Raw genomic sequence first — 13773 nt, 5'->3', positions numbered from 1 at the left:
GTCCCGGAATGCATCGCCCGAATCCATATCGCGGGCGATGCATTCCGGCCGGGTGCGAGCCGGAACAGCGAGGATTCAACGAGCGAGATAGTCGTCGACCGCCGGGCCGATCAGGGCGAGTGCCTCGGCGGTGATCATCTCGTTGTGGCCGTACGAGAGGGGGCGGTCGTGGATGGTTCCGGCGATGTAGGGCCGCCAGGTGGCGACATTCGGCGTCGGGTCCGGGTTGTGGGCGGCGGTGAAGAAGAGCAGGTCGCCGTCGAAGACCTCGTGCTCGTGTGCGGAGATCTGGCGCAGCAGGTGCCGCAGGTCGCTGTAGAAGTTCTCCAGTTCGGCTGCGGTGAAGCTGATTCCGGAGGCTTCCAGCAGGTCGGCGGCCTGGGCGGGAGTGAGGTCCGCGAGTTCGGGTGGGACGTCGATGCCGCCGAACTCGGCCAGCAGCAGCGACAGCGGCGGCAGCGCGGTGTCGTCCGGCACGGCGACGTCGGCGCGGGAATCGATCATGATCAGCGACGGCACTTCCGCACCGCGGCGGCGCAATTCGACGGCCACGGCGTGCGCCAGCGGTCCGCCCGCCGAATAGCCGAGCAGGTGGTACGGGCCCTCCGGCTGGACGCGGCGGATCTCGTCGACATAGCGCACGACCAGGTCGCGCACGGTGCGGTCGGCGGTGCCGCCGTCGCTGACGCCCGGCGACTGGATGCCGTAGATCGGGTGCGCGCCATCGATGTATCGCACCAGTCCGCCGTAGCACCAGGCCAATCCGATGGCCGGGTGTACACAGAACAGGGCGGGCGCCTCGCCCTGCGGGCGCATGGGCAGCAGCACCCGCAGGGAGGCGTCGACGTCCGGCTGATCGGCGGCCTCGGTGAGGCGCAGCGCCAGCGCGGCCGGGGTCGGGTCGAGGAACATCCACTGCAGCGGCATGGGGATGCCCGTCCGCTCCCGGATCAGGGTGACCAGGCGCACCGCACCCATGGAGTTGCCGCCGATGTCGAAGAAGTTGTCGTCGACGCCGATTCGCGGGGACTCCACGACGGTCTCGAACGCCTCGACCAGTGCGCGTTCCGCGTCGGTGCGCGGGGCCCGGTAGACGCGGCGGGCCGGAGCCGGGCGAGGGTTCACCACGGTGCCGGGCTCGTCCTGGGGATTCACCACGAGCGCGGGGAGTCCGGTCGCCTCGATGCCGCCGACGGCCGCCAGGGGATCGGCACTCGCCGCGTCCAGGAGCGCGAGCAAGCCGTCCACCATGGCGGCGGCGGTGACGCGGTCGAACAGGTCGGCGGCGTAGGTGAGGGAGGCGGTCAGGCCCGCCGGTTCCCCCGCCGCGCCGAACTGCTCGGCCAGCATCCATTCGAGATCGAACTTGGAGCCGGGCGCGGGAGCGGCCAGCGGGCGAATCTCCAGGCCGGGCAGGCGGGTCTGCTCGGTCGCGACATTCTGGAAGGCCAGCAACACCTGGAACAGCGGATGGTGGTCGGTGGAGCGGATCGGGGCCAGCGCCTCCACCAGACGCTCGAACGGCAGGTCCAGATTGCCGTAGACGGCCAGATCGGCTCGGCGCACGGCATCGACGGTGTCGGCGAAGCCGGCGGTGGGGTCGATGCGGGTGCGCAGGACGACGGTATTGACGAACATGCCGACCAGGTCGTCGAATTCGCCGTCGCCGCGGCCGGCCACGACCGAGCCGAGGGCGATGTCGGCGCGGCCGGACAGCCGGGCCAGCAGGACGGCCAGGGCGGCGTGCACGACCATGAACGGGCTCGCGCCGTGCGCGCGGGCCAGGACCTGGATGCGGTCGTGAACCGCTGCGGGAACGGTGAATTCGATCCGGCCGCCGGTGCCGGACGGTGTGGTCGGCCGGGGGTGGTCGGTGGGGAGTGCGTGGACTTCCGGGAGCCCGGACAGCGTCGTGCGCCAGAATTCCAGCTGGCGGTTGGCGAGGCTGTCGGGGTCGTCGTCGGAGCCGAGCAGTTCCTGCTGCCAGAGGGCGTAGTCGGCGTACTGGAGCGGGAGCGGGGTCCACTCCGGCACGGTACCGGCGGCGCGAGCGGCGAAGGCGTACATGACGTCTCGCGCCAGCGGGGCCATCGACCAGCCGTCGGCGGCGATGTGGTGGACGGCCAGCGTCAGCACCGTGCGGTCCGGGGCGATGCGAAGTATGCCGACCCGCAGCGGGGTTTCCCTGGTGAGGTCGAAACCCTTGGACAACAATGTGATCAGGGCGGTGTCGACGTCCTCGGCCGCTACCTCGATCTCGGTCATCCGGGTGGAACCCGCGACGGCCGGGTGGATGTGCTGATGCGGCCTGCCGTCGGGACCAGCGGGATAGGTCGTTCGCAGCGTCTCGTGCCTGGCCACGACGTCGTCGATCGCGGCGCGCAAGACCGAAACATCCAGCGCGCCTGTGATTTCGAAGGCTCCGGGGATGTTGTAGAGCGGCGATCCCGGATCGTAGCGGTTGAGGAACCACATGCGCTGCTGCGCCGCCGACAACGGAATCCGATCCGGTCGGGGGCGCGGGCCCGGGCGCGGCCGGTCCGACAGGCCGCCCGAGGCGACCAGCGCGGCCAGTTCCGACACCGTCGGGGCGTCGAAGAGCGCGCGCACCGGAACAGCCGCGCCCAGTGCGGCATTCAGCCGGGCCACCACCCGGGTCGCGATCAGCGAGTTGCCGCCCAGGGCGAAGAAGTCGTCCTCGCGCCAGACCCGGTCGATGCCCAGCACCTCGGCGAAAGCTGCCGCCACCGCGTTTTCCACGGGCCCCTCGGGGGGCTGCTGGTCTCCGGCCGACGGTTGCGGGGCTGGAAGGGCGTCGAGGTCCAGCTTGCCGTTCGCGGTGCGCGGCAGCTCAGCCAGCACTGTGATCGAGGAGGGCACCATGTAGGACGGAAGACGTTGTGCTACCGCCTTCTTCAGAGCCGCCGGCTCGGGCGTCGCGTCCGGCGCGGCGACCACGTAGGCGGCGAGCATCCCGCCGCGGCCGTCGTCGCGGACCACGGCGACCGCCCGCGCCACCGTCGGCTCGGCGCTCAGCGCGGCCTCGACGTCGCCGAGTTCGATGCGCAGGCCGCGCAGTTTGACCTGGGTGTCGGTGCGGCCCAGGTACTCCAGATTGCCGGCGCGTCGGCGCACCAGATCGCCGGTGCGGTACATGCGTTCCCCGGTGCGGTGCGGGTCGGCCACGAACCTGGAGGCGGTCAGATCGGCTCTGCCGAAATAGCCTCGCGCCAGCGCGATTCCGGACAGGTACAGCTCACCGATCACGCCGTCCGGCACGGGACGCAGCCGGTCGTCGAGGACCAGGGCTCCGATGCCGGGCGCCGGGCGTCCGATGGTGATCGGCTCTCCCGGGCTCAGCGGCCCGCCCGCGGCCCACACCGTGGCCTCCGTCGGACCGTAATCGTTGAAGTGCCTGCGCCCCGGTGCCGCCCACGCGGCGACCAGTTCGGGCGGGCAGGGCTCGCCGCCGGTGACGATCAGGCGCAGGTCGTCGAGTCCGGACGGGTCCACCGTGGACAAGGCCGACGGTGTCAGCGCGATATGTGAAACGCGTTCGCGGGCCAGCAGTTCCCGCAGATCGGGGCCGGCGAACACGGTGGGCGGTGCGACCACCAGGGTGGCGGCCGCACCCACCGCCATCAGAATTTCGACGACCGAGGCGTCGAAACTCGGCGAGGCGACGTGCAGGACCCGGGACTCCGAGGTGAGGTGATCCCGTTCCCGCTGCGCCGCCGCCAGATTCGCGAGTCCGGCATGGGAGACCACCACACCCTTGGGCGCGCCCGTGGATCCCGAGGTGAAGATCACGTACGCCGGATGTGCTGTGCTCATGCCGATTTCGCGAATCGCGGCCGGGGACCCTTCCCGGCCACCGTCATCGAGGGACCACCAGTCCACCGTGGCGGGCAGCCGGTCACGCTGCGCGGTCACGGTCAGGCCCAGGCGGACCCCGGAGACGTCGATGATGCGGGCGATGCGTTCGGGCGGGTACGCCGGATCCACGGGCACGAACGCCGCGCCGCTGCGTGCGACGGCCCAGACCGCCAGCACCGATTCGATCGACCGTGGAATACCCACGGCTACAAGTGTTTCCGGTCCCGCACCCGCCTCGGCCAACCACCGTGCCAGCATTTCGGACTCGGCGTCGAGCTCACGGTAGGTCAGCTGCCGATCGCCGCACACCACCGCGATACCGTCGGGGTTCGCGGCGACCGCGTCGGCCAGGAGGTCGGCGAGCAAGCGCGGAGCGGCCACGGGTTCGACCGGCGCGTGCAGCCGTTCGTGTTCCGCCGCGGCGAGCAGATCGAGATCGCCCACCGGTCGGGCCGGGTCGGCGGTGATGTCGGCCAGCACCCGCAGCAGGCGGCCGGTGAAAGCCGAGACCGTCGACGCGTCGAACAGATCGGTGGCGTAGCAGCAGCGCACCTCCATGCCGTCGGTGTCACCGAGGACCGTCAGGCTCAGGTCGAAACGGCTGTTGGTCTGCGGCAATTCGAGCGGTGACACGGTCAGCTCGGGCAGGCGCAGTTCCGGCATGGTCAGGTTCTGGAACACCAGCATGACCTGGACCAGCGGGTGCCGCGCCTCCGATCGGGCGGGGGCGAGCACTTCGACCAGCCGCTCGAACGGGACGTCCGCGTGCTCGAAGGCGGCCAGGTCGGTGTCGCGCACCCGGTCGAGCAAGGCGCCGAAGCCCTCGCCGGGGCGAATGTCGGTGCGCAACACCAGCGTGTTCACGAACATGCCGACCAGGTCGTCGAGCTCACGCACCCCGCGACCCGCGACCGGCGTCCCGATCACCACGTCCCCGCTGCCGCCGAGCCGGGCCAGCAGCACCGCCAGCGCCGCGTGCACCACCATGAACGGCGTCGCCCGATGCTCGCGTGCACACCGATCGATGGCGTCGGTGAGCTCGCGATCGACCCGTGCGACGCATTCCGCGGCGCGATGCGAGGCACGAGCCGGGCGCGGACGATCGGTCGGCAACTCCAGGTGATCGGGAACTCCGGCGAGTGCCCGCGACCAGTACTCGACCTGCCGCGCGGCCATCGACTCCGGATCCGACTCCGCCCCGAGCCGATCCCGTTGCCACAGCGTGTAATCCGCGTACTGCACCGGCAGCGGCTCCCACTCGGGCAACGCTCCCTCCGCGCGAGTCGCATAGGCCGCGGCCACATCGCGCGTCAGCGGAGCCATCGAGAACCCGTCCGTCGCAATATGATGCGCGACCAGCACGATCACATGCTCGGGCTCGGGGACCGGGGCGGTGCGGCTCCCGTTCCCGGCGATCCGCCCGGGCGGCAGCGCACGCGGTCCGTAACTCGCCGTGGGCTCCAGCCCCTGCGAGCCGAACGGTGTCGGAGGGGCGGTCTCCACTCGGAACAGTCGCAGCCGCAGGGGAACACCGGCGGTGACGTCGAAGCCCGCGCCGATCGTGTCGGCGACGGCCTGCGGAAGCCGGTCGAGGGGGACCGGGACGGGATCCAGATCGAGCGGCACGCTCTCGGCCGCGAGCACACGCTGCATACCGACGCCGTCGATGTCGGGGTAGACGGTGCGGAGGGACTCGTGACGGTCGATCACGTCGCGAAGTGCGGCACGCAGGGCGGCGTGATCCAGGTGGCCCGAGAGTCGCAGGGCCACCGGCACGTTGTAGGCCGGGGAGGCGGGGTCGAAGCGGTTGACGAACCACATGCGCTGCTGGGCCGGGGACAGCGGGACCAACTCGGGCCGCTCGGCACGGACCAGGGCCGGACCGGCGGCGGTGTCGGCGTCGGTATCGGTGTCGGCCAACCGTGTCGCCAGCTCGCCGACGACCGGGGCCTCGAACAACAGCCGGACCGGCACCGCGCGGCCGAGCTGCGCGGCCAGGCGGGCCGCGACACGGGTGGCGATGAGCGAATCGCCGCCGAGGGCGAAGAAGTCGTCGCGGGCACCGACTCGGTCCAGGCCGAGGACCTCGGCGTAGGTCTCCGCGATCATCACCTCGGCGCCGGTCGGTGTGACGTATTCCGCCTGCGCCAGTTGGGGTTCCGGGAGCGCCCGCAGATCGACCTTGCCGCTGGACGTCCGCGGCAGTTCGGGCAGCACCTGCAGGCTGGACGGCATCAGATAGCGCGGCAGCCGGCCGGAAGACCACGCCAGAAGCTCAGGGACCGATACCGGATCCGACAGGGACACATACGAGCACAGCGTCATCGCCCCGGCCCTATTGCGTCGGGCGACGGTCACCGCGGCATCGATCCGCGGATGGGTCAGCAGGACGGCGTCGACCTCACCCGGCTCGACCCGGATGCCGCGAATCTTGACCTGGAAGTCACTGCGGCCCGCGTACTCGAAACCGGCTGCGGTGCATCGCATGAGGTCTCCGGTGCGGTACATGCGCTGCCCAGCCACGAACGGGTCGGCGACGAACCGGCTCGCGGAAAGCCCTGCGCGACCGGCATAACCGCGAGCCAGCCCAGGCCCGCGCACATACAGCTCACCGACCGCCCCGGGCGGCACCGGCCGCAGCCAGCCGTCCAGCACCATCAGCGTCGCCCCGGGCACGGGCGTCCCCAGCAGCGTCGATGTCGCCACCGTCATCGGATCACCGAAGCTCGCCGCAATCGTGGTCTCCGCGGGGCCGTACGAATTCACCAGCGCCCGACCCGCACCCAACCGCTCCACCAAGCTCGGCGTACACGGCTCGCCACCCATGACGACTGTCGCGACACCTCGCAGATCGGCGGCGTCGAGAGTGGCCAGCACGCTCGGCGTACACGTCAGATGTGTGGCCGCGCCCGCTCGGATCGCCGCCGCCAACTCCGCCCCCGCACTGGCCTCCGGCGGCGCGACGACCAGCGTCGCACCGGCCGCGAACGCCGACATCCACACCAGCATGGCCGCATCGAAAGCCGGATTGAGGCAATGCATCACGCGCGATTCGCGATCGATCCGCCCGCGCTCCGCCGTCGCGGCGACCATATCGGCCAGCCCGCGGTGCGAAACCACCACACCCTTCGGGGTCCCCGTGGAGCCCGAGGTGAACACCACATACGCCGCATGCTCCGGCCGCAGCGGGGCACGCCGGTCCGCATCCGTCACCGGCTCGGCGGACAGGTCGGCGCAGGCGGCCTCGAGGGCGGGATCATCCAGCCGCACCCATGCCACCTCGGCGGCCCCCGCACTTGCCCGGTCATCGGCTCCCCCGGCGACATACCCGTCACCGCGCCCGATGGTGATACCCAGTGCCGCACCGCATTCGACGGCGATGGCGGCGGTCCGGGCCGTCGGCTGAGTGACGTCCACGGGCACGAAGGCCGCACCGGTCTTCGCGATCGCCCACACCGCCACCATGGAGGCCACCGACCGCGACAGTGCCACCAGTACCGCCCGCTCGGGCCCCGCCCCGGCGGCGATCAGATGGCGGGCCAGCCGATTCGATACGGCATCCAGCTCACGATAGGTCAACCCGGCTGTGTCAGCGGAGGGACCCAACAGCGAAACCGACTGCGCCGCAGCGGTACCTGATCGCTCCGCCGAGTCCGGGGACACGGCGCTTGTCACCGCTATCGCGTCCGGCCGGCCGTTGGCCGACAACAGGTCCGGTAGGAGGCGCGCACGGTGCGACGGTCCACCGGTGCGCTGCGCGACGCTGTCGGCCGGGGCCGTGCCGCGCAGGTGGGCGGTGCGGCGGCGGGAATCACCGGTGAGTGCGACCAGTAGGCGGGACAGGGAGGCGGCGAGCTCATCGGCCGCTGGAGCGTCGAAATGGTGGGGCGAGCGGGTGAGTTCCAGGCGGAGGCCGTTGTTGGCGTAGGCGGCCAATGAGAGGGGGTAGTGGGTGCCGTCCTGGGCACGGAGGGCGGTGACGGTGAGAGCGGCTTGGCGGGTGGCGGCGGCGAGGGCGGCGGCGTCGACCGGGTAGGACTCGAAGACCGTGGCGGTGTCGAAGAGGGGGCCGAGGGCGGTGATCGATTGGATCTCGTCCAGGCCCAGGTGCTGGTGGTCGGTGAGGGCCGCTTGCTCGCGTTGGATGCGCGAGAGCAGGTCGGCGATGGATTCGGCCGGGTCGAGGGCGATGCGGACGGGGACCGTGTTGACCAGCATGCCGATCATGCGGTCGGAGCCGGGGAGTTCGGGCGGGCGGCCGGAAACCGTTGCGCCGAAGACGATGTCGGTCGCGCCGGTCTGCTCGGCCAGCAGTAGCGCCCAGGCCGCCTGGACCAGGGTGTTGACGGTGACCTGGCAGGCGGCGGCCGTGCGGCGCAGCGCGTCGGGCAGGTCGGCCGGGAGCGGGACCTGGTGGGCGACCGGGGCGGCGGGCGCGTCGGTGCGGGGAGCGGTGGGCGCGATCAGGGTCGGGCCGTCGAGACCCGCCAGCGATTCGGCCCAGGCCGCTCGGGCGCGCTCGAGGTCGCGGTCGGCCAGCCACTCGAGCTGGCCGCGGAAGGAGACCGGGGACGCGAATCCGGTGTCGTCGCCGACGGTTTCGTAGAGGCCGATCAGCTCCGCGAACAACAGCGGCATGGACCAGCCGTCGAGGATCAGGTGGTGGTTGGTGATGACCAGCCGGAACCGCCACGCTCCCGCCGCGACGCACAGGAACCGGATCAGGGGCGGGGTGTCGACCGCGAAGGGGGTGCGCAGTTCCCGGGCGGCGATCTCGTCGAGTTCCCCCGGTGTCGCCCCGTGCGCCTCGAGATAGTCGCAGGGCACCGTGACCTCGGCCGGAATCACTTGCACCGCACCGGTATCCGTGGCGGCGAATCCGGCGCGCAGCACCTCGTGGCGGCGGACCAGCGCCTGCGCGGCGGCCGCGAAGCGGTCGCGATCGAGATCGCCTTCCACATCGATCACCGCCTGGACCGAATACCCGTCCGGTCCGCCCTCGGCGAGCTGTGCCTGGAACAGCAGTCCACGCTGCAACGGAGTCACCGGCCAGACGTCGGCCAGGCGGCCGAAAGTCCGCTCCCACCCGTCGATTTCCCGCTGCGAGACGCTCAGCAGCGGCAGATCGGCGGGCGTCAGCCCGCCCGCGTCGGGTCGCCGGACCAGCTCCGAGATCTCCCCCACGGCCGCCAGCCATTCCCGGGCCAGCGCCGCCACGTCCGCCTCGTCCACGGCCTCGCGGGCGAACTGCCACACCGCCCGGATCCGCGGCCCGCTCTCCGATTCCAGCGTGACGGCATCGATCGAAATCGCCGCCGCCAGAGGCATCTCCGGATCCGCGTGGCCACCCAGGCGATCGGCCACCGATACCGGCAGCCACTCCCCCTCGACCGCCACGTCGGGAATCTGACCGAGGTAGTTGAACCCCAGCTGCGGCTCCGGCAAGGTCGCCAGCTCGGCGGCCGTCGCCTCGTTCAGGTGACGCAGCAGCCCGAACCCGAACCCACCGCGCGGCACCGCGCGCAGCTGTTCCTTCACCGTCTTCAACGCCGTTTCCACGAAGTCGGCCCCGGCATCCGTTCCCGCCGAATCGCCGCCCACGGCAACGGCTCCCAGCCGCACCGGCACCTGTGTGGTGAACCAGCCCACCGTGTGCGACAGATCGGCCCCCGGCACGGCCTGCTCGTCACGACCGTGCCGCTCCAGCGCGACGACGGTGCTCCCGGCCGCGGCGCGGTCGTCCCCGTGCCCGAAGCGCCACCGCGCCAAGGCCACTGCGAGCGCTGCCAGCAGAGCGTCCTCGACGCCGCAGCGGTAGGTGGCGGCGATCCTGGCGACCAGCGCCGACACCGCCTCGCCCGGAACCTCGACATCGATCCGCCCCGCGGTCCGGCGGGTGTCCACCGCCGGATCCAGCCGACGGCGCCCGATGAGCGGATCCTCGGCCAGCACGCCACGCCAGTATCCGAGCTCGCTCACGGGCCATCGGGTCTCGGCGGCAGACCGGCCCGCATCGGCATCATCCGCACCGTGCGGCCCGGTGATGGGCGTGGCGAGATCGGCCAGGGCATGGGCCCAGGTGCGCACCGAGGTTCCGGCGTCGTCCCAGGTGGGCTCGACGCCCGCCGACACCTGACTCCACACCGACATCAAGTCGGGCAACAGGATTCGCCAGGACACCGCGTCGCACGCGAGGTGGTGGATCGCGATCACCAATCGGCCCGGCCGGGTCGGACCCGTGTTCAGCCAGGTCGCGGCGACCATCACACCGGCGTGCGGGTCCAGCCGCCCGGCGGTCTCCGCCAGCGCGCGTTCGATCACCCGCCCGGAAATCTCGCCGTCGGACTCCACGTAATCACCTGATGTGCAGTCGATTACGTCCAGCGCGCCGGCGTTCTCGGTGAGCTCCGGCGGGGGCACCTCCAACTGGAGGTCCGCCTCGGTCTCGACCACACGCGCGCGGAGCATGTCATGGCGCGCGACCAGGGCCGCCAACGTGCGACGCAGCAGGTCGGGCTCCGCACCGGCCGGTGCCTGGACCACCATGGACTGGGAGAAATGCGCCCAGCCCGGGCGGCTCGACAACCAGGCCGCGATGGGGGTCAACGGCATTCGGCCCACGCCGCCGCCCGGCAGTTCGGGCAGCACCCGCGGGCGGTCCTCCACCCGGGCGACCACGGCGGCCAGCGCGGCCGGGGTGCGGTGCTCGAAAACCTCACGGGCGGAGAAGATCAGACCGGCGGCGCGGGCCCGGGACACCAGGGTGATGGCCATGATCGAGTCACCGCCGAGCGCGAAGAAGGAAGTGCCGGGGCCGACCTCCGGGGCGCCGAGGATCTCGGCGAACAGGGCGCAGAGCAGTCGTTCGGCCTCGGTGCCGGCGCGGCGGATGATCGGTTGCGCCACAGCGGGTTCGGGCAGGGCGCCGCGGTCCACCTTGCCATTGGCGGTGAGCGGGAGCGCGCCCAGCACGGTGACCGTGGCGGGCACCATGTACGGCGGCAGCCGGCGGGCGGCGTGGTCGAGGAGTTCAGGCTCGGTGAGGTCGTGACCGGCGCGGGGAACCACGTAGGCGGCCAGCACGGTGCCGCCGCTGGGAGCGGTCCGCGCCACGGTGACCGCGATCTCGACGCCGGGGTGCGCGTCCAGGACGGCGTCGATCTCGCCGAGCTCGATGCGCATACCGCGCATCTTGACCTGGAAATCACCGCGGCCGACGTACTCCAGCACCCCGGACTCGGTCCAGCGGACCAGATCGCCGGTGCGGTACATGCGATTTCCCGCCGGACCGTCCAGCGCCGGGACGAAGCGTTCCGCGGTCAGGCCCGGGCGTCCCACATACCCGCGCGCGACACCGGGCCCGGTCACGTACAGCTCCCCGGCCACACCGATCGGCACCGGGCGCAGCCAGCGATCCAGCACCAGCATGCCCGCACCGGGGATCGGATCTCCGATTCCGGCGTTCTCGCCCGGGACCAGCCCCCGCGTGTAAGTGAGCGCCACCGTCGTCTCACTGGGCCCGTAGGAGTTCAGTAGATCGCGCCCGATACCGAAGCGCGCCACGATATCCGGCGGTGTCGCCTCACCACCCGAGGACACCGCCCGGACACCGTCGAGCGCATCGGCGTCGAGGGTGGACAGCACCGCGGGTGTCGAACACACCTGGGTGATGCCGTAATCCCGTACCAGGGCGGCCAGTTCGGCGCCGACCACCGGATCGGACTCGGCCACCACCAGCGTCGCCCCGGAGGCGAAGGCCATCAGCCACTCCAGCACCGACGCGTCGAAGCTCGGATTCAGGCACTGCAATACGCGCGCCCCGGGCTCGACCCGGTAGGCGTCCACGATTCCCGCCGCCAGCCCGGCCAGACCGGCATGGGTCACCACCACGCCCTTGGGCACCCCGGTGGAACCGGAGGTGAACACGACATACGCCGGATTGGACACCCGTGGCCGTCCGCGCAATTCGTCCGCGCGCAGCGGTCGATCGGACACCGCGCCGAAGGATGGTGCCGCACAGCCGTTCCGCGGCGCCTCACCACCGGAACCGTCCTCCGGCCGCGCGGGAAGTTCGTCTGCCAACAGCTCTTCGAGCGCGATCCAACGCACCGAGTCGGGCAGCGAAGCCCCGGAAGCGGTCAGCGTGAGCCCCAGCGTCGCACCGGATTCGGCGGCGATCCGGGCCACGCGCTCGGCGGGCAGGGCCGTCCCCAGCGGCACGAACGCCGCCCCGGTCTTGGCCACCGCCCACAGCGCGACCACAGCCTCGATCGACCGTGGCAACGCCAGCAGCACTGTCGATTCCGGTCCGATGGCCGGAAGCTCCGGGGTCCCGGCATCGGAATCGGCATGCGGGTGCTCGATGTCAGCGCGTAAGAGACTGCGTGCCAGCCGGTTCGATGCCGCGTCGAGCTGGCTGTAGGTCAGCTGCCTGCCTCGCCCCCGCACGGCGACCGCATCGCCCCCTGCGCGACGCAGCCCCTCGGCCAGGATCTCCGGCAGCAGCCGCGGTTGTGGTGCGGGCGCCCCGTGCGAACCCGCCAGCAGCGACTTCTCGTCCGCCACCGCGTAATCCAGCGCATCGACCGGTGTCTCGGCGTCCGCCTCCAGCAGCGAATCGAGCAATCCGAGGAATCGCCGGTGATGCCTGCTCAGCGAATCCTCGTCGTACAGCCGCGGATTCGCCGCGAAGTCCACGTGAATCGGTGCGCCCGAACCGTGCTGGTAGAAGTTGACGAACAGGTCCTCGATCGGTCCCGACGTCACCACGTGCAGGCTCGATTCCACGCCCGCGAAGTCGATTCCGGCCGGGAACAGCATGATGTTGATGACCGGCCCGACCATGCCGCGCCCGAATTCCTCGCGCCCGTCCGCGTCGCGCATGTCCTCGTGGCGGAAGCGCTGGTGCCGCAGGGCCCCCGACGCGGCCACCCGCACGGCCTCCAGCACCTCCCCCACCCGCCCGGCGCGCGGCACCGGCACGCGCAGCGGCACCACATTGGCGATCATGCCGCCGGAGCGTCGCAGCACCGCGGTGGTGCGGCCGGACACGGGCAGGCTCAGCACCACGTCCTCGGTGGCGGTCAGCCGGGCGTAGTAGAGCGCGACCGCGGCCATGACCACGGTCGCCGAACTGGTGTCGAAGCGGCGGGCCGCGCGCTCCAGACGCGCGGCCGTCTCCTCGCCCAGCTGGGCGCGCGCCTCCCGGGCGAGCGCGCTCGCCGGCGCGGTGGCCGTGACCAGGCTGCACCGGTCCGGCATGCCCGCGGTGGCCTCGCGCCAGTAGTGCTCGTCGGTGGCGTACCGGGAGGACTCCCGGTACGCCATCTCCGCCTCGTGCACTTCCGACAGCGAGGCCGCGGTGCCGGGAGGCGCCGTTTGCCCGCGCACCGCGGCGTTGTACAGCTCGGCGACCCGATACAGCATGGTCACCGAACCGAATCCATCGATGAGGATGTGGTGAGCTCTGGTGTACCACAGGTGATGGAACTCCCCGACCCGGATCACCGTAGATACCCCAGCTCGCGCACCGAGCATGTCGATCGGCGCCGCCACATCCGCCCGCATCCACTCCAGCGCGTCCGAAACCGGATCGTTCCGGTCCCCGAAATCCAGGAACCCGATCACCGGTTCGTTCCGGGTATCGACCACCTGCAGCGGCCGACCCTCGGTCTCGACGAATCGCAGGACGCCGGAACCGAATTCACGCGCGGCCGTCACGGCCGCCCGGCGCAACGCCGCCGGGTCCAGTGGTCCGCGCATCTCGATGTACTGGGCCTCCGACAGCGGCACCGTCGGATCCAGTTGCTGCGCATACCACATACCCAGCTGAGCCGGGGAAAGCGGGAAGACGGTGGCGGTCGAAGCCGCCGCGAGATAGCGCGTCATCGCACAGAC

Annotated in this window: 1 protein-coding gene; it reads right to left on the bottom strand. The window is 71.4% G+C overall.

Translation table 11 applies throughout. From position 1 onward, the window contains the following. Positions 1 to 75 precede the first annotated feature (75 nt). Positions 76 to 13764 (bottom strand): non-ribosomal peptide synthetase, encoded by a 13689-nt coding sequence (locus GPX89_RS30615; protein WP_157391127.1) that lies wholly within the window; start codon positions 13762 to 13764, stop codon positions 76 to 78. Between the last annotated feature and the right edge of the window lie 9 nt (positions 13765 to 13773).

It is taken from the genome of Nocardia terrae (assembly GCF_009760405.1).
GTDB classification, from domain to species: Bacteria; Actinomycetota; Actinomycetes; order Mycobacteriales; family Mycobacteriaceae; genus Nocardia; species Nocardia terrae.
The sequence above is the reverse complement of the archived record's forward strand: the minus strand, read 5'-3'. Positions and strand labels throughout refer to the sequence as shown.